At 61.4% G+C, this 18111-nt stretch carries 16 protein-coding genes; 8 read left to right on the top strand and 8 right to left on the bottom strand.

Annotated elements, in window-relative coordinates; genetic code table 11:
* Positions 1-7: 7 nt before the first annotated feature.
* Positions 8-1201: an efflux RND transporter periplasmic adaptor subunit gene (locus tag LC094_RS03275; protein WP_226550234.1), complete on the bottom strand. Its 1194-nt coding sequence runs from the start codon at positions 1199-1201 to the stop codon at positions 8-10.
* Positions 1202-1423: 222 nt separating this feature from the next.
* Here LC094_RS03275 and LC094_RS03280 point away from each other — a divergent pair, with 222 nt between their 5' ends.
* The 3 genes from LC094_RS03280 (at position 1424) to eutC (ending at position 4365) form a co-directional block, all read left to right on the top strand.
* On the top strand, positions 1424-2119 hold the full coding sequence (locus LC094_RS03280; RefSeq protein WP_226550237.1) for a TetR/AcrR family transcriptional regulator: 696 nt from the start codon (positions 1424-1426) through the stop codon (positions 2117-2119).
* A 105-nt stretch (positions 2120-2224) separates the two neighbouring features.
* Positions 2225-3607: an ethanolamine ammonia-lyase subunit EutB gene (locus tag LC094_RS03285; protein ID WP_226550240.1), complete on the top strand. Its 1383-nt coding sequence runs from the start codon at positions 2225-2227 to the stop codon at positions 3605-3607.
* Positions 3604-4365: an ethanolamine ammonia-lyase subunit EutC gene (eutC, locus tag LC094_RS03290; RefSeq protein WP_226550243.1), complete on the top strand. Its 762-nt coding sequence runs from the start codon at positions 3604-3606 to the stop codon at positions 4363-4365. Before LC094_RS03285 ends, eutC begins: the two co-directional genes overlap by 4 nt.
* 31 nt (positions 4366-4396) lie before the next feature.
* Here the strand turns inward: eutC and LC094_RS03295 are convergent, their stop codons facing one another.
* Positions 4397-5770 carry an aminotransferase family protein gene (locus tag LC094_RS03295; RefSeq protein ID WP_226550246.1) on the bottom strand — a complete coding sequence of 458 codons (1374 nt, stop codon included), beginning with the start codon at positions 5768-5770 and terminating at the stop codon, positions 4397-4399.
* A gap of 164 nt (positions 5771-5934) precedes the next feature.
* On the opposite strand from LC094_RS03295, the gene LC094_RS03300 reads away from it, so the two are divergent.
* A complete protein-coding gene (locus LC094_RS03300; protein WP_226550248.1) occupies positions 5935-7425 on the top strand; it encodes an aldehyde dehydrogenase family protein in 1491 nt (496 codons plus the stop codon).
* On the opposite strand, the gene LC094_RS03305 is transcribed toward LC094_RS03300, so the two are convergent.
* Positions 7388-8893: an aminotransferase-like domain-containing protein gene (locus tag LC094_RS03305; RefSeq protein ID WP_226550250.1), complete on the bottom strand. Its 1506-nt coding sequence runs from the start codon at positions 8891-8893 to the stop codon at positions 7388-7390. The genes LC094_RS03300 and LC094_RS03305 overlap by 38 nt on opposite strands.
* 267 nt (positions 8894-9160) lie before the next feature.
* On the opposite strand from LC094_RS03305, the gene LC094_RS03310 reads away from it, so the two are divergent.
* The 4 genes from LC094_RS03310 (at position 9161) to LC094_RS03325 (ending at position 13596) form a co-directional block, all read left to right on the top strand.
* On the top strand, positions 9161-10312 hold the full coding sequence (locus tag LC094_RS03310; protein WP_226550252.1) for an extracellular solute-binding protein: 1152 nt from the start codon (positions 9161-9163) through the stop codon (positions 10310-10312).
* 67 nt (positions 10313-10379) lie between these two features.
* The gene (locus LC094_RS03315; protein ID WP_226550254.1) at positions 10380-11495 is read left to right on the top strand and encodes an ABC transporter ATP-binding protein; all 1116 of its coding nucleotides are present in this window, start codon (positions 10380-10382) and stop codon (positions 11493-11495) included.
* Entirely contained in the window at positions 11492-12415 is a 924-nt protein-coding gene (locus LC094_RS03320) for an ABC transporter permease (protein WP_226550256.1), read from the top strand. Before LC094_RS03315 ends, LC094_RS03320 begins: the two co-directional genes overlap by 4 nt.
* A complete protein-coding gene (locus tag LC094_RS03325; protein WP_226550257.1) occupies positions 12412-13596 on the top strand; it encodes an ABC transporter permease in 1185 nt (394 codons plus the stop codon). Before LC094_RS03320 ends, LC094_RS03325 begins: the two co-directional genes overlap by 4 nt.
* Positions 13597-13785: 189 nt before the next feature.
* Here the strand turns inward: LC094_RS03325 and LC094_RS03330 are convergent, their stop codons facing one another.
* From LC094_RS03330 to LC094_RS03350, 5 genes are read right to left on the bottom strand one after another with little or no spacing between them, the layout of a single operon-like run.
* Positions 13786-14574 (bottom strand): creatininase family protein, encoded by a 789-nt coding sequence (locus LC094_RS03330; RefSeq protein ID WP_226550260.1) that lies wholly within the window; start codon positions 14572-14574, stop codon positions 13786-13788.
* Positions 14571-15497, bottom strand: coding sequence for an isopenicillin N synthase family dioxygenase (locus tag LC094_RS03335; RefSeq protein WP_226550261.1), 927 nt, complete (start codon positions 15495-15497; stop codon positions 14571-14573). The genes LC094_RS03330 and LC094_RS03335 overlap by 4 nt, the downstream gene beginning before the upstream one ends.
* The gene (locus LC094_RS03340) at positions 15498-16118 is read right to left on the bottom strand and encodes an NAD(P)H-dependent oxidoreductase (RefSeq protein WP_226550262.1); all 621 of its coding nucleotides are present in this window, start codon (positions 16116-16118) and stop codon (positions 15498-15500) included. It abuts the gene before it with no gap.
* Positions 16118-16708 (bottom strand): NAD(P)H-dependent oxidoreductase, encoded by a 591-nt coding sequence (locus tag LC094_RS03345; protein WP_226550264.1) that lies wholly within the window; start codon positions 16706-16708, stop codon positions 16118-16120. Before LC094_RS03345 ends, LC094_RS03340 begins: the two co-directional genes overlap by 1 nt.
* Complete coding sequence (locus LC094_RS03350; protein ID WP_226550266.1) at positions 16705-18111, bottom strand: FAD-binding oxidoreductase; 1407 nt, start codon at positions 18109-18111, stop codon at positions 16705-16707. Before LC094_RS03350 ends, LC094_RS03345 begins: the two co-directional genes overlap by 4 nt.

An 18111-nucleotide genomic window follows, 5' to 3' on the forward strand; every position in this document is an offset into this window, starting at 1 on the left:
TATCGGGTTATTCGCTGGCTTCGGGCGCATCGGCGGCATCCATGGCTGCCTCGGGTGCGACCGGCGCTTCAGCGCTTTGTTCTTGCGGGGCCACGGTGGCGCCCGGAGCGGCTTTTTGCAGACCGGTCACGATGACCCGGTCGCCTGCGCTGACACCGCCGGTGACAACCCAATTCGCGCCTTGGTCGCTTTCCACATCCAGAATGCGTTGTTCGACCACATTCTCGGCATTCACCACCAAAGCCATCGGACGACCGCGGCGATCGCGGCTGACGGCTTCTTGCGGCACCAGCACGGCATTGGGCACAACGCCCTGCGGCATCTCGACCTGCACATACATGCCCGGCAACAGGAAATGATCCGGGTTCGGGAAGGACAGGCGCAGCACGGTCGTGCCGGTGTCCTCGTTCACATAGGGCTCAGCGGCGGACAGCTCACCACTGTAGTCATAGGTGATGCCATCCGAGAGGGTGAGTGACACGCTTTGATCAAGCGATTCCGGATGCGCGCCATTGCCGCTCCGGCGCCAGCGCAGAATGTCTGCGGCCGCTTGGGTCACGTCCACATAGATCGGGTCGAGCGCCCGGATCGTCGTCAGAGCATTGGCCTGACCGGCGGTCACCAGCGCGCCCTGTGTGATCTCACTAAAGCCCGTGGCACCGGAAATCGGCGCGCGAATTTGCGTGCGGTCCAGATCGATCTCGGCGGACAGAAGATTGGCTTCGGCCACTTTCACGGCGGCTGCGGCGGAATCGCGGGCGGCGATGGCGCTGTCGAGGTTCTGCTGTGCGACCACGTTGCGGGTGCGCAGCTCTTCTTGGCGGTTGTATTCGATCTCCGCCGATTTCAGCGCCGCTTTCGCCTGAGCGAGGCTGGCCTCTGCGACGGCTTTTTGGGCCTCATAGGTGGCCGCATCGATCTGATAGAGCGGGTCGCCTTCGGAAACCGTGCTGCCCTCCCGGAACAGGCGCGACTGGATGATGCCGCTGACCTGCGGGCGCACTTCAGCCTCAGACGAGGCCGCGACACGGCCCGGCAGCGGTGCCGACAGTGTCACATCCTTGGCCTCCAGCGTCACGACGGTCACGGGGCTCGGCGGGGGCGCGTCCTGAGCCAGCGCCGGGGCGGCCAGTGCGAGCGCCTGCGTGAGGGCGAGAGCGGGCAGGGCCCGGCGCAAAGAGGGGGAAAAGCGGCTGTGCATGAGGGTCTCCGACGAAAACAGCCCGGCCTTTAACGGACCGGGGGAAGGGATGCGGGCGCAGGGGCCAGCGAATTCTATGACATTTTTATATGTCAAACGTGCGTCACATATGATTTTACGAGTTGTGCTTGAATTTCGATTAAAGAAACCCGATAGTTTTGTAAAGCGGTGCCATAGCTTGTTGCTGTGCGCCACCGCTCAATAGGGTGTGGGGTGCTGCAGATGACAAAAAAACAGGCAACTGAGAGCTTTTGCGATGGTGCCCCCGCCGCGCGGCGTCGTGGGCGTCCTGTGCAAATGGATATGGCAGCGCGCGAAGAACGTATTCTCGAAGCCGCCAGTTCGTTGTTGACCGAAGGTGGGTTCGATCATGTCACCATGGCGGCCATCGCCCGTCGTGCGGGCATGTCGAAACGCACGCTTTATGAACATTTCGAAAGCCACGAAGCCCTGTTGGGCAGTGTCATTTCACGCATGGGGGAGCGGATTTTTCGCCCGCTGCGCCCCGAGGACGAAGGCCGCTCGCTCACAGAGCGGTTGCAGATTTTGCTGACCCTGAACAAGCCGCCGGGGGCGGAGAACAGCAAGCTGGAGTTCCTGCGGACCCTGATTGCGCGGGCGCAGACCTACCCTGTGCTGTCGCGGCAATTGCTTGAGAACGGGCGAGGGCGGTTGATCGGCCATGTCTCCGAGGAGCTGGCCCGCGCAAGCAAGGCTGGCGAGATCGAACTTGCCCCGAACTCTGCCGCGCTTGCTGCCGAAATGTTGGTCAATTTGACCTTCGAGGATCCGGTGCCGCGGCTGTTGCTGTGCGTCGAGTGCGATCCCTCGCCGGAAGAAATGGCGCAGCGCCGCGATCTGGCGATTTCGCTGTTTCTCCACGGCTGTGGTGCGAAAAACTTGGGCGCCTCTGACTGAAAATGAGGCAGGCGGGGTCAGGTGTCGGCCCATCTGTCGAAATCGCGGGCCTTTGCCGTCTCGCGCGGTAAGGTCTCGTGACGGACGACAGAGACGAGACACGACATGAGCGCCTATTCCTGCACACTTGGCGGCGAAAACTTTCGGTTCAAAACCCTCGCGGAGGTCATGGCCAAGGCCACGCCTGCGCGGTCTGGCGATGCTTTGGCCGGGCTGATTGCTGAGAGTGATGTGGAGCGTGTGGCGGCGCAAATGGTGCTGGCCGATCTGCCGTTGAAAGCCTTTCTTGCAGAGCTTTTGATCCCCTATGAAGATGACGAGGTCACCCGTCTGATTGTCGACAGTCACGACGCCGCGGCCTTCGCGCCAGTGTCGCATATGACCGTCGGCCAGTTCCGCGACTGGCTCCTGTCCGATGCCGCTACGCCTGCCGCGCTCAAGGCGCTCGCGCCGGGTCTGATGCCCGAAATGGCCGCCGCCGTCTCGAAACTCATGCGCAACCGCGACCTCATCGCTGTGGCGCGCAAAATCACCGTCGTGACCGCCTTTCGAACCACGCTGGGCCTTGAAGGCCGCATCGGCTCGCGCCTGCAACCGAACCACCCGGCGGATGACCTGAAGGGCATCGTTGCCTCGACCCTCGACGGGCTGTCCTATGCGGTGGGCGACGCGGTGATCGGCATCAACCCGGCGACGGACAATATCCCGACCGCGATGACGCTATTGTCCATGCTGGACGATCTGCGCACGCGCTACGACATCCCGACGCAAAGCTGCGTTCTGACCCATGTCTCCAACTCCATCGAGATCATCGAACGCGGCGCGCCCTTGGATCTGGTGTTCCAATCCGTCGCGGGCACCGAGGCCGCGAATGAAGGCTTTGGCGTGACGCTTGCGATGCTCAAAGAGGCCCATGAGGCCGCGCTGTCGCTGAACCGGGGCACGGTCGGCCAGAACGTGATGTATTTTGAAACCGGGCAGGGCAGTGCTTTGTCGGCCGACGCCCATCACGGCATCGATCAACAGACGCTTGAGGCCCGCGCCTACGCCGTCTGTCGCGCCTATGATCCGCTCATTGTGAATACTGTCGTTGGCTTTATCGGACCGGAGTATCTCTATGACGGCAAAGAGATCATCCGCGCAGGGTTGGAGGATGTGTTCTGCGGCAAGCTCCTTGGCCTGCCGATGGGGTGCGACGTGTGTTACACCAACCACGCCGAGGCCGATCAGAACGACATGGATGTGCTGATGACACTCCTCGCCAACGCCCGCGCGCAATTCTTGATCGGCGTGCCCGGCGCCGATGACATCATGCTGAATTACCAAAGCCTGTCTTTCCACGACATCGCCTATCTGCGCAACTCTTTGGGCCTTAAAGCGGCGCCGGAGTTTGAGGCCTGGTTGGAGGCGATGGGATTAATATCTGACTTAGGTCAGCTAATGGAAAATACCCTCGCCACCGCGCGACTTTTGGAGGCGGCGCAATGAGTGATGTCGTCAAAGACCCATGGGCCAAGCTCCGTGAATCTACGCCCGCGCGGATCGGTCTGGGACGCTCTGGCGCAGGCCTGCCGACCGGGGCCAATCTCGACTTTCAATTCGCCCATGCCCGCGCCCGCGATGCGGTGCATTCTGCGCTGGACGTGGCGGCTTTGGAGGCGGAGCTTGCGCCCTTCGAGGTGATCCGCGTCACCTCCGCAGCTCTGGATCGCGCGAGTTACCTGCGCCGTCCCGACCTTGGTCGGAAACTCGGCGCGGGTGAGGCGGAGCAGCTGAACGCCAGACCGCCCTGCGACGTGGCCTTCGTCATCGCCGATGGCCTCTCCTCAGCGGCGGTGCAGGCCCATGCGGCGGCGGTCGTGCATGCCGCCTCTGAAAAACTCGGCGGCCTCATTCTTGGCCCTGTCACCATCGCCACCCAGGCTCGGGTCGCCATCGGGGATGAGGTCGGCGCGGCTTTGGGCGCGCGCCTTGTGGTGCTGCTGGTCGGCGAACGCCCCGGCCTCACGGTGGCCGACAGCCTTGGCGCCTATCTGACCTACGGCCCGAAGCCCGGCACGAAAGACAGTCAGCGCAACTGCCTGTCGAACATCCACGGCAAGGGTGGGATGAGCTATGACCAAGCCGCCGCCAAGATTGCCTGGCTCACCCGCGCCGCGCTTGAGCGTGGGCTGACCGGCACCGGCCTCAAGGAGGAAAGCGGGTCTCTGGAAACAGAAAATGCCCCGCTGATCGACGGGGCATAATTCAGATTTATCAAACTCTTGCGTGGCAGCCTTACATCGCCGCCGCAACGGTCGTGAGGCCGTTGTCCACCGCGTCCAGAATGCGGTCGATGTCATCGGCTTTCGAGATCAAGGCCGGCGAGAAGCACAGCGTGTTGTTAAAGCCCGGCACAGACCGGTTGGTCGCGCCGATGATCACGCCCTGCTTGTCGCATTCGGCCACCACCGCCTGCACCAGCTTTTCATTGAGCGGCTCTTTCGTCTCGCGATCCGCCACGAGTTCCGCGCCACAGAACAGGCCAAGGCCGCGGGTGTTGCCAATGAGCGCATGTTTGTCCATCAGCGCGTCGAGGCCGTCCATCAGGCGCTGGCCCATCACCTTGGTGTTGTCCAAAAGGCCCTCTTCCTCGATGATCGCCACGTTCTCGATCGCGGCCGCCGGACCGCCAGTGCAGCCGCCAAAGGTCGAGATGTCGCGGAAATAGTTCAGCGGGTCCTCGGCGTTGTCCTTGAACATGCCGAATACCTCGTCGGTGGTCAGCATTACGGCGATGGCGGCATAGCCCGAGGCGACGCCTTTCGCGGTGGTCACGAAATCCGGTTTGATGCCGTAATTCTGATAGCCGAACCACTCACCCGTGCGCCCCATGCCGCAGACGACCTCGTCGATGTGCAGCAGGATGTCGTATTTCTTGCAGATCTCCTGCACCTTCTCCCAATAGCCTTTCGGGGGCACGATCACGCCACCGCCCGCCGTCACCGGCTCAAGGCAGAGCGCGCCCACAGTGTCCGGGCCTTCGCGCAGGATCACCTCTTCGATGGCCTCAGCGGCGCGTTCGCCGTAATTCTCGACGTCCCACTGTTTGCGGTACTCAAGGCAATGCGGCACCTCGACGAAATCCGGTACAAACGGCCCGTAATGCGTCGCGCGTTGTTGCTGGCCGCAAGCGGACAGAGTGGCCACGGTGGTACCGTGGTAATCGCGGTCGCGGTAGAGGATTTTCGACTTCTTGCCGCCATAGCGTTGCGCGGAAATCTGACGCACCATTTTGAAAGCCTTTTCATTGGCTTCCGAGCCGGAGTTGCAGTAGTACATGCGCGACAATCCGGGGGCTTTCGCGGTCAGAATCTCGGCGAATTTCGCACCCGGAACCGACCCCGCAGAGCCTGCGAAATAGTTCATTTTGATCAGCTGATCGCGCACCGCATTGGCGATCCGCTCGCGGCCATAGCCAACGTTCACAGTCCAGACGCCGCCGGAGACGGCATCCAAAAATTCGCGCCCGTTCTGGTCCCAAACCGACATGCCCTTGCCCTCGACAATGATCCGCGGATCACGGCTGTCCAGAAGCTGGTGCTGGAACATATGGTGCCAGACGTGGGCGCGGTCGGCCTCGACGATGGCGGAGAGATCATTGTCATGCATTGGGGGAACTCCATTCTTGACCTGACAAAGCAGGCGTGCGCGAGCGGTCATAATCTTAGTCAAAAGCAATTATAAGGGCAGATCAATGGCAGTGGCCGCCTGGACTCATTTTTTCCATTCACTGGCACCTTTGCCGTCGCCGTTTTTGCGGCAAGGAAAGGGGTATGACACAGACATTCAGCCCTCCCGCCGACGCCGTGGCCGCAATTGCCGCCTATCGCAACCTCAACCTCGTCGGTGGCGCGCGGGTCTCCGTGGGGCGGGGCCTCGATGTGGTGAACCCAGCCACAGGTGCGGTTTTGGGCCAAGCGGCGGCTTCTGGTTCGGCGGAGACCGAGGCGGCGGTGGCGGCGGCGAAAGCGGCGGGGCCTGGCTGGGCTGCGGTGCCAGCGCGCGAGCGCGGCAAGGCGGTGGCCGCAGGTGGGCGCGCCCTGTTGGAGCATTTCGAGATTGTGGCTCAGGTACTGGCCCGCGAGACCGGAAAAGCCATCCGCACGGAATGCAGGGGCGAGGTGAAGACCGCCGCAGACATCCTTGAATTCTATGGCGGATTAGGTTCCGAGCTCAAAGGCGAAACCATCCCGTTCAACCCGCGCATGTTGACCATGACCACCCGCGAACCTCTGGGTGTGGTCGCAGCAATAGTTCCGTGGAACGTGCCTTTGGTGTTGATGATGCTGAAGATCGCGCCTGCGCTGGTGGCGGGCAATACGGTGGTGGTGAAGGCCTCTGAGGAGGCGCCTTTTGCCACCTATCTGGCCGCCGAAATTCTCATGCACTTCCTGCCCGACGGCGTTTTGAACGTGATCAATGGCACCGGCGCGGACTGTGGCGCGGCGCTCACGGCGCATGCGGATGTCGCCAAAATCACCTTCACCGGCTCAGAGGCCGTGGGCGAAACCGTCTACAAAGCGGGGGCCGAACGCATTGTGCCGGTGTCTTTGGAATTGGGCGGCAAATCCCCGATGATCGTTTGCGACGATGCCCATCTGGACAAGGCGGTCGCGGGCGCCATTTCGGGCATGCGCTTCACGCGGCAGGGGCAAAGCTGTACGGCGTCCTCGCGGATTTATGTGCATGTGAGCCTCTATGACGCCTTCCTTACGGCACTGATCGAAGCGTTAAATGCGCTCAAAATCGGCGATCCGCTGGATGAGGCGACCGACATCGGGACGATCATCAACGCCAAACAGGCCGCCGTCGTCGCGGGCTATGTGGCGCAAGCCGAGGGCACCGCTGGCGCGCGCGTGATCCGCTGCGGCACGCTGCCCGAAGGTGCCGATCTGACGCCCGATCTCTTTGCCCTGCCGACGCTTTTGCTCGATTTGCCCGAGGATCACCCTTGCGTGCAGAACGAGATTTTTGGCCCCGTCGCGGTCATTCAAAAATGGTCCGACTATGACGAGGTGATCGCGAAAGCCAACGACAGTCGCTACGGGCTGGCCGCCACCGTCTGGACCGAGAACCTGTCCCGCGCTTTGGATGCCACGTCGCGGCTCAACGCGGGCTATGTGCAGGTGAACCAGAACTTGACGATCCAGCCCAACGTCTCCTACGGCGGTTTTGGGCGGTCTGGCCTGGGTAAGGAGGCGTCGCTGGAGGCAATGCTCGCACATTTCACGCGGTCGAAGACGATTGTGATTGCGATGGATTGAGGCAAAGCCCCTCAATCACGCCCCGCAACTCCGCAATCCCCGGCGCGATCTTGTCAAAGTCAATCGCGCCGAAACCAAGCCGCAGCCGGTTGCGTGGCGCGTCCGCGCGCAGGTAATGCGGCGTGCCGTCCTCGACCAAGACGCCGCGCGCCTCGGCCTCCATCTTGACCAATCCCGCCTCGACGCTTTCGGGCAGGGTGATCCAGACGCCCGAGCCGCCGGTCGTCATGGTCACCTCGCAACCGGGCAATTGCCGGTCGATCTCGCGCAGCATTTCGCGCCATTTCTCCGCCATGCCCCGGCGATGCCGCCGGATGTGGGCGTCGTAATGGCCTTCGGAGAGAAACAACGCCATGGCCCGCTGTGCCAAAGCAGACGGGTGGCGATACATCAGGCGCCGCAGGTGACGCAGCTCGCGGATCACCTCGCGGTCGGCGGCGATGAACCCCAGTCGGATGCCGGGAAACAGCGGCTTCGTCAGCGAGCCGATATGGATCACCCGCCCCGTGGCATCGAGTGCCTTGAGCGTCGGGTGCTGGGCGCCGACGAAGTTCAGCTCATGTTCGTAATCGTCCTCGAGAATGAGGAAATCCTGCGCGGCGGCGGCCTCCAGAATGGCCAGACGGCGCTCCATCGGCATGGTGATATTGGTCGGGCTTTGATGCCCCGGCGTTAGGTAGACCATATGCGCCTCGGCCAGTTCCGGCCCGGGTTTCAAGCCCTTGCGATCCACCGGGACGGGCACGACGTGGGCGCCTTGGGCGGCAAAGATGTTGCGCGCATCGACATAGCCGGGGTCCTCGATGACAATGCTGCGCCCGGGCGCCAGAAACAGGTTGGCGATCATCCAGATCGCGTTTTGCGCGCCCACGGTGATCAGCAATTCATCGGGTTCGGCGCGAAAGCCGCGCTGAGGCAGGATGCGGCGCGAAATCTGATCGAGCAAAAGCGGATCGTCGGCATCGACCCGGTCGTCCGCCCAGGACCCGACATGGCGCGTTGTGCCCGCCCGGCGCAGACAATCGCGCCAACGCGCGACGGAAACCTCGTCGCGCCCGACCTGACCATAGAGAAACGGATAGGGAAAGCGCCGCCAATCCTTGCGCTTGTCGATGTTCATCTGGTCGGAAAAGCGGCGCGGCAGAAAGCGGTTGAAATCGGGGGGCGTGCCGCCAGAATTTTGACGGCGCGGGGGCGCGACGTTGAGTTTTTCGCGCACGAAATTCTCGTCGATGAAATAGCCGCGCCGGGGTTTCGCGGTGATGAACCCGTCCTGATGCAGCCGGTCGTAAACAATCGAGATCGTGTTGCGCGAGACCTTGAGCGTCTTGGCAAATTCGCGCGAGGAGGGCAGCGGATCGACGGGCGAGAGCGCGCCGTCGAGAATGGCCTGAATGAGGCGCTCCTGAATCTGATGCTGAAGCGAGGCGCTTTGGTCAAAGCCCTGTTCAAAATATCGGTCCAGCATCCTCTGTCTCTTTCGCCCAGGGGCCTCTGGCCCGTTTCGCTCCTGCCAGTGTGGCGGGCGCTCTCCTTGCGTCAACGCCACTCTATTGTGCAGCGCAGTGCCGTCCAGAGGGGAAAGCGCCTCTGGTCCTATAGTTTGCCCCTTCTGGCTCTAAATTGAGCAGAAGCGGCCCTCCTAGGCTTTTGCAAGAGCGGTCTCTGATCCGTTTCGGGCCAGAAGACCGCCGCATAACAAAAAGTTCACGGCAAAACGTTCACGGGGAGTGACATGACGACATTCAAAACCAACAGCCGCACCCAAACCGGCCTCAAGCGCCGCAGCTTTCTCAAAGGCACCGCAACCCTTGTGGCCGGTCTCGCAGCACCCGCCATCGTGAGCCGCTCTGCGCTGGCGTCTTCGGGCGAGATCAATGTGATGATGTGGTCGGATTACCTGCCGGAAAGCTTTGTGACGGCCTTCGAGGGCTCGACCGGCATCAAGCTGAACTTCACCGGCATCGGTTCCAACGAAGAGATCATCAACAAGCTCAAGGCCACCGGCGGGGAAGGCTTTGACATCGTGTCTCCGACCGTGAACCGCAACCTTTTGTGGGCGGAGTTGGGCTTGCTCCAGCCCTTCGACATGACGAAAATCGCCATTGAAAAGGTCAACCCGGCGATGGCTCTGGGCGAAAAACACTGGAATTTCGGCGACGAAGGCACGTTTTGGGTGCCGCATATCTGGGGCACCGAAGGGGTCGCGTGGCGCACCGATATGTTCACGCCGGCGGGCGAGTTCCCGTCCTATTATGACATCTGGGACGACGCCAACGCGGGTAAGACCATGGGGCGCGGCCATTCTATGCTGTTGGGGCTGGGCCTTGGCATGGAGCGCCTCGGCATGATGGAGCCGGGTTCCATGTGGGCGGCCTATGAAACGCCCGAGAAAATGACCGAAGTCTGGACCATGCTGGTCGAGCACGCGATTGAAAAGAAAGGCAATATCAAGCTGATCTGGAATGACGCCGACACCCAAAAGAACGGTCTTTTGAATGAGGGCGTCATCGTCGGCCAGACCTGGGACGGCCCGCCGATCGCGCTGAAGAACGAAGGCGAGCCGGTGATGTACCGTGCGCCGGTCGAGGGCGCGATGGCTTGGGTCGATGGGATGGCGATGCCGACGGGGGCGACCAATATCGATCAGGCCTATGCTTTCATCGAGGCCTGCTACAACCCCGAGTGGGCCGGTGAGGCGATCAAGACCCATGGCTACAACTCGCCGGTTCTGGGCGCGGATGCTTTCGGTGGTGAAATCTATGCCAAGAACTTTGCCGACGCTTATCCGGGCGAGGCCTTGGCGAACCTCAACGCATGGCCCGCAGAGGCGCCGTGGTATTCGGAAATGCGCACCGAATTCACCAATAAATTCCTCTCCGCGTAAATTCACGATCAGGCCCCGCCGACGCACGTGCGGGGCCTTTTCACCTTCAAGTCATAAGAGAGGCAACATGCCCGACCAGACCCCAGATCGCATCCCCGACCGCTCTGTTCTCCTCGATCACGTCTCCATCCGCTTTGGCAATTTCACCGCCGTCGACAACGCCAATCTGAAAATCAACTCCGGCGAATTCTTTTCTTTTCTCGGGCCGTCTGGCTGCGGCAAAACCACCATGCTGCGCTGTATTTCCGGCTTTTCCGAACCGACCGAGGGCAAGGTGTTGATCGGCGGCAAGGATATGGCTGGCGTCGGCCCGAACAAACGCCCGACCGCGTTGATTTTCCAACATTTGGCGCTCTTCCCACTGATGTCCGTGGCCGAAAACATCGCTTTTCCTCTGGAGGTGAGGGGCGTGTCTAAAAAAGCGCGGCGCAAGAAGGCGGACGAGTTGTTGGACATGATTGCCCTGCCGGGGATCGGCGACAAGAAGGTCTCGGAACTCTCCGGTGGCCAGAAACAGCGCGTGGCGATTGCCCGCGCGCTGGCCGTTGAGCCGGATATTTTGCTCTTGGATGAGCCTCTTTCTGCGCTCGATCTCAAGCTGCGCCAACACATGCGCACGGAGCTGCGCGCCATTCAAAAGCAGGTCGGCGTGACCTTTATCTACATCACCCACGATCAGGGTGAGGCTTTGACCATGTCCGACCGTGTCGCCGTGATGAGCCGTGGCGTGATCGAACAGGTGGGCGAACCGGATCACATCTACAACCGGCCTCGGTCGGCTTTCGTGGCGTCTTTTGTTGGCGAAAACAATGCATTGCAGGGCGTCATTAAGGGGCAGTCGGGTGACTTGGCGGCGCTTGAGACGCCGATGGGCACCTATGAGGCCCGTGTCGGTGGCGGGCGCAAATACAAAGCGGGTGACGAGGCGCTTTTGTTCGTGCGCCCCGAGCAGCTTATCCCCGGCGCAACAGAAAACGCCTTTCACGCCACGCTCACGCGGCAGGAATTCGAGGGCGCGACGAACCATGTCTTCGCCAAAGCCGGAGACACCGAGCTGCGCATCTCCATGGTGAACGCGGGGCTGGCGGGCAGCCTTCCGGGGCAGGGCGAAAGCCTCTCTCTGGGGTTTCAGCCGATGAACGGCACGATCCTTCCGGTCGGCCATATGGCGAGTGACTCATGAAACAGTTGAAACTCGCCTACACCACTTTGCTCGCCAAACACGGCATGGGCGCCGCGCTGTTCGTCGCGATTTCCGTGTCGCTTTGGGTCGTCTTGTTCATCACCCTGCCGCAGCTTTCGATGCTGGATTATTCCTTTCGTTTCAATCTGCCGGCCGATCAGCTCGGAACCGATGCGGATCACTACACGCTCGATCAGTACCGCAGTTTCTTCTTCAACAACGATGGCTCGGTCAACACGCTCGACATCATGATCCTCGTGCGCACGCTGATCGCGGCGCTGATCGTGACTGTGATTGATGTGCTGATCTGTTACCCCATCGCCTATATCCTCGCGCATGGCGCCAAAGGTGTGGCCGCGCGGCTTATGGTGATCGGGCTGATCATTCCCTATTGGATCAACGAAATCCTGCGCGCTTTTGCGTTTCGCGTGCTCTTTGGCTCCACGGGCGTGGTCAATACCTGGGGCATGCAGATGGGGCTTTGGGACGCGCCGGTGGATTTCATCCGCGCCGATGTGGCGCTCTATTGTGGCCTCGCCTACGCCTATATCCTTTTGATGGTTTTCCCGATGTACAACGCCATCGAAGCGCTGGATCACACCCAAGTCGAAGCCGCCCGCGATATGGGCGCGCCTTTGTGGCGGGTGCATTGGCGGGTGGTCCTGCCGATGGCGAAACCCGGCATTGTCTCGGGCGCGACGATGGTCTTTATGCTGACCGCAGGTGCGTTGGCCGCGCCGCAGATTTTGGGCGGGCCGTCGTCTTTGTGGTTCACGCAGCTCATTTATCAGTGGTTCAATGAGTCCTCGAACTGGCCCAGAGGCTCGGCTTATGCCGTGGTCCTTTTGGTGACCTGTATCACTTTCGTGTTGCTGATGATGCGGGTGTTCAAGGTTTCCGTCGGGGAGATTGGCAAATGAACAGGCACACGCTTTTCGGCGGCGCCTATGCGCTTGCGTTTTTCTCCTTTCTGTTCGGCCCGCTGGTCATCATGGCGACGACCGCTTTCAACTCCTCGCGGTTTCCGCGTGTGGCGCCTTGGGAGTGTTTCACCACCGGCTGGTTCGGCGAGTTGTTCGGCAACGCCCGCCTGATGGAAGGCCTGATGAACTCCGTGATCATCGGGGTGGGTGTCGTGGCCTTGGCGGTGCCCATCGGGTTGGCGGGGGCGCTGGCGCTCTCCGAATTGCCGCCCAAGCTGCGCTCGATGCTCTACACGGTGCTGATCCTGCCGATCCTGATCCCCGGCGTTGTGCTCGGGATTTCGACCATCGTGCTTTGGGGCCAGATCACGCGGGGCACCGGGGCGGGGTTTCTCTATAATGGCTATTTCCTGACCATCGTGGGCCAGATCACCTTTGTCTCGGCCTATGCCATGTTGGTGTTCATCGCGCGACTGCAACGTTTCGATGCGACCCAGACCGAAGCCGCACTCGATCTCGGCGCCACGCCCGGGCAGGCGTTTCGCAAAATCCTCTTGCCCTTCATGGCGCCCGCGATTGGCTCGGCGGCCTTCATCACGTTGTTGGCGTCTTTCGAGAATTACAACACGACTGTGTTCACGGTTCTCTCAGAAAGCACCTTCACCACGGCCTTGGCCTCGAAAGTGCGCCACGGCACGGACCCGTCTTTGTCCGCTCTGGCGGTGATCATCATCACGCTCACATTGGTGGGCGCGCTCACGAATGAGGCCTATCAGCGCCGCAAAGAGGCCGAATCCGGTGGTCGCGCGTCCCGCTCGCCGCTTTATGCCAATCCGGTGACGCGGGCACTGACACATCCCGGTATCGTCTTTGCGATCCTCGTGACGGTGATTGGCGGGATAACTTACGCGGGCTCGCAATATGACAGTTCGGTCTGTGAGGCGGCTGTGTTGCAGGAGAAGCTGGATCGTCAGGAAGAGCTTCGCGCAGAGCAACGTGCGAGGATCGAGGCGCAGGAGGCGGAGCAGGGCGTGACCGTACCGAAACCGGACAGCGCCTTTGGCGGGGCTTTCGGGGGCGTTGGGACACCGGCGGCCCCTGCGGCGCCGAAACCGGAAAGCCCGTCGGCCTTTGGCGGGGCCTTTGGTGGGATCACCGCGCCTGAAGTGGATGAATAGGAAAGGGGGCCAAATGGCCCCCTTTTTTCTTCGCCCGAATAGCACCACAGGTGCCGGGCAAGCGCCTGCCCGTTCCGGCGGGCTGGCGCTTTTCTGCGTCTGACGTCGTCTCACCGGACGACGGATTTGGCTGGCATAAACTGCACTGCTCACAGATTGGAGCGCCACCCCACGGGCAGGCGCTCGCCCTCAGTCCGGGATCGTCCGCGCATAGCCCTCTGTCGACAAGTCCCGCAGCTCTTTCAGCATCTCGACAAACCCCGCGACCTGATGCGCACAGGTGGCAGCGCCTTTTTCAGCCGTCGCCAGATGCGCCTCGCCCACCGTGCCTTTCGGGTTCAAGTCCTTTGACACCCAAGCCAAATTTACCGGACCAATCGGCGAAATCGGTGCGGTCTCCGCCGTCGAACGGAAATCTTCGGCCTTCTCCATATCCACCAGATGCGGTTTGAAATGCAGCATGAGCGATGTCTCAAGATCACCGCCATGAATGCCGTAGGTGCTTTCTTGTGCGCTATACATGCCCTCGGGTTTGCCGAAATTGCCCCATTGGCATTTCACGACCATCATGCCCGCTTGCACCCTGAGTTCACGCCCCAGAATGGAAATCAGGTCCAAGTTCCCGCCATGGGAATTGACGATCACCATTTTTTTGAGGCCCGCACGCGCGACCGAAAGCCCGATCTCGGTCCAGGCGTCCAAAGCGGTCTTGGCCGTATAGGTCAGCGTGCCCTTGGCGTGGATGTGTTCGTTCGATTTGCCGACCGCCTGCACCGGCAGGATGAGGATGTCGAGATCGTCGGGGCAGGTGGCGCGCAGTTCCGCCAGCATGCCCTCGTTGATATAGGTGTCCACGCCCACAGGCAGATGCGGCCCATGCTGTTCCACGGCCGCCGTGGGCAGAATGACGATGGTTTTCTCAGGGTCAAAATCGGTGAATTCCGTGGTGCGGAACTCGGTCCAGTCGAAACGTCTCATGTGATGTCCTTCGGTGTGTAAGTCGCGTCAAGGCGCGACCGCAGATAATCGGCGCCGGTGACGGCGGGGTATTTGGCCTCGCCCGTGCCCGGCAGGGCGGCAATCACGCTGTCGGGGTTTGGGTCGAGGAAAAAGGCGATGGAGCGGCGGGCGGTTTTCGGCGGCAACACCCGGTGCGGGGTCGAGACGTAGATGTCATTCGACCAACGCATCAGGCAGTCACCGATGTTGACCACATAGGCGCCCGGCACATGCGGCACGTCGATCCAGTCGCCGCCGCGAGGGCGGACCTGCAACCCGCCGACGCCATCGGTCATCAAGAGCGTCACAGAGCCGTAATCCGTATGCGCGCCCGCGCCGATGCCCTCACCGTCGGGTGCCGCCGGGTAGGAGAGGACACGAAGCGTCGCCATCGGTTCGGTGAAATGCGGCGGGAAGTAGCCTTCGGGCAGGTTCAAATCCATCTCGAACGCCCGGTGCAGCGCGACCGAGAGGTGCAGCACGGCGTCATAGTAGTCGAGCATGGTCTCGCGAAATCCCGGCACATCAGGCCAGACATTCACGCCACGAAACGGCTCGCCTTTGAGGACACGCGGATCGTCTGAGGGCAAGTCAAAACCGACGTTGAAGGCCTCTTTGCGGTCCATCTGGCCGGAGGTCTCGTCCAGCGCCTCGGACCCCTGACAGGCCCAGCCCCGGTTGTGCGGGTTGCCCCGGATGTCGATTTTCGCTTTTTCCGCCACGGGCAGCGCGAAGAAGGCGTCGCCCTTGGCGAAGACATCCGCGATCAGCTCCTCGGGAATGCCGTGGTTCTTGACGAGAAAAAAACCGGTGTCGCGGCAGGCACGTCCGAGGTCTTGCACAAAGCCGTCGGCATCTGAACCGGTGGCAAAACGGCTCCAGTCGAGAACGGGAATGTCCATTTACCCCTCCTTCGGCGCAGGCGCCGCGATCAGCTTATCGAGCCGGTTCTGCACCCGTGTCAGATGCTTGGCGCGGCTCTCAGCTGTCGAGCTGTCCATCAGGAAATGTGCCGCAAAGGCGGTCTTGCAGCGTTTGGCCAAGATCACCCGAAGTCCACGCATCAGCGTGCGTTTGCCCGGCGCGCCGACAAAGAAGGTCAGCCATCGCGAGGCGCCGCAGGTGGTGAAAACGCCCAGTTTGGTGATGTGGGTCAGGCCGGGTTTGATGTCATCGCCCTCTTTTTGCGGCATGATGAAGGCCACGCCCGACACCATGGTGCGGTCAAGCCAGCCCTTGAGCATCGCGGGCAGGCCGTACCACCAGGTCGGATAGACGAAAATCAGGCTGTCGCACCACTCAAGGTCCGTGCAATCGCGGTCTACCAGAACGCGATTTTCCGGCACGTTTTCATAAATCTCATGCTCATGCGCGGAGAGCACCGGATCGAACCCCTCGGCATAGAGATCGCGCAGGCGAAACTCGACGCCTGCGGTCTCAAGGCGTGCGAGTACGAGGTCACGAATGCCGCGGTTAAAGGAGGTCTCGCGCGGGTGGCAATAGACAACGAGGGCGCGTTGCATCACATCGCCTCCATCTCGCGCCGCACCCGCTCCAGATGCGCTTTGAGTTTCGGCTCTTCGTTGCGGTTCATGTTATAGCAGGCGATGTATTTCTTCTTTGGCATGCCACAGGCATACCACACCGGCCGGGTGACGCATTTGCGCGGCGGGTCGCCGTTCATCATCGCGCGCCACCGCGTGCCGCCATAGGTGGTGCAGGCGTAGAGTTTCTTGATGTTGGTGAGCCCCGGACGGACCTTGCCATCCTTGAGCTTAAACGACACACCCGGAAGGAAAATCCGGTCGAGAAACCCTTTGAGGATCGCCGGATAGCCGAAATTCCACACCGGGAAGACCATCACCAGCGCGTCGGCGGCCTGTAGCCGTTCGACATACTCACGCACCGGTTCGATATTGGCGGGCTCGTCGTGATAGCCGCGACGGTCCTCCATCGTGAGCACGGGTTGAAAGCCCTCGACGTTGAGATCGCAGTCATCAACCTCCCAACCGGATTTGGTGAGCGTCTCCACGACCACCTCATGCACCGCCGCGTTGAAGCTTTCCGGGCAGGGGTGGGCGTAGAGGACGAGAACGCGTCCTTTGGAACTCATTCTGCCACCTCCGGTTTCGGCGTGATCTTGGCGTAGGAATACATCTCCGCGTAGTCGAAATCCGGCTCGTCCCAAGCGATCATTTTGCCGGGGTTCAAAAGGCCCTTCGGGTCCGCCTCGCGTTTGAAATCGAGCTGGCGTTTGTCCGTGGACTGCCGCCCGCCTTCTTCCAAAGTGTAGCGATGCGGGTTGAAGATCATGCAGTCCATCGCCTCATGTTTGGCGACCAGATCGTCGAGCTGTGCCTTGTCTTTGGGGAAGACAATCGGCAGACCTGCAAAGGAAATCCCGGCGCCCTCGCGCATCACTTCGAGGTGCATGTAGAGATCGTCTTTGAACGCGTCATAGGCGCGCATGACCTTTTCGATGTCCCCGCCATAGCGGACCTGAAGATAGGTCAGGTCTTTCTCGAACTTGAGCGCGCGCAGCGTGGTGTGGTTCCAGCCATATTCATAGACCGGGCCGGGGTGGCGATCCCATTGCACGTCGTCCGAACGGTAGATCACCTCGGCGCCTTCATAGCGGTCCAGAAGCGTCTGGAAACCTGCCATGGACTGCGGCGCGACCATGAGGCCACAGAGGTGGTCATTCTCAGACACATGCGCCTTCACGCGCTGGAAATATTTATGCGCGATGGGGGCGGCGTAGACAGAGGCAAGTTTGATCAGAATGCCCGGCTCGGCGGTCAGAGCACCGGCGAATTCGGTCGCCATGCGGAAGCTGTCAAAGCGCACGAACATCTCGACCCACTCATAAGCGGGGGCGAGCGGCATTTCGATCTCGGTGATGATGCCGTTGGTGCCATAGGCGTGGGACACGCGGTGCAGCTCTTCGCCGGTGAATTCCAGCGCGCGGGGCTCGGCCTCCATGGTGATCACCCGCAGACGGTCGATATTGCCGAGATCACGCAAGGCGCCCCAGTTCGCGGACCCGACGCCGCCGGAGCCACCCGCGATGAAACCGCCCAGAGAGGCCTGCGAATAGGTCGAGGGGAACATGCGCAGCTCCTGACCCGACTTTTCTTTCAGCTCGGCGTCCATCTCCTTGATGATGATGCCGGGTTCGGCGACGACATAGCCTGCACCGATCTCCTTGATCTTGTTCATCTTTGTCAGATGCATGACGCAGCCACCGGCCAAAGGCATGGCCTGCCCATAGTTGCCGGTGCCGCCGCCGCGACAGGTGACGGGGACGTCATGGGCGTAACAGGTCTTGAGCACCTCGATCACTTCGGCCTCAGAGGTCGGGTTGACCACAAAGTCGGCCTGCAAATGGTCCATCTCGGCTTTGAGCACCGGCGAGTACCAAAAGAAGTCGCGCGATTTGTTGCGGACGGTGGCGGGGTTTTCTTCGATGTCCAGATGTGACAGGGCGGCCATGGCCGCAGCGGAATTCTTGTTCAT

Source organism: Celeribacter naphthalenivorans, from assembly GCF_020524585.1.
In the GTDB taxonomy this organism is placed as follows: Bacteria; Pseudomonadota; Alphaproteobacteria; order Rhodobacterales; family Rhodobacteraceae; genus Celeribacter; species Celeribacter naphthalenivorans.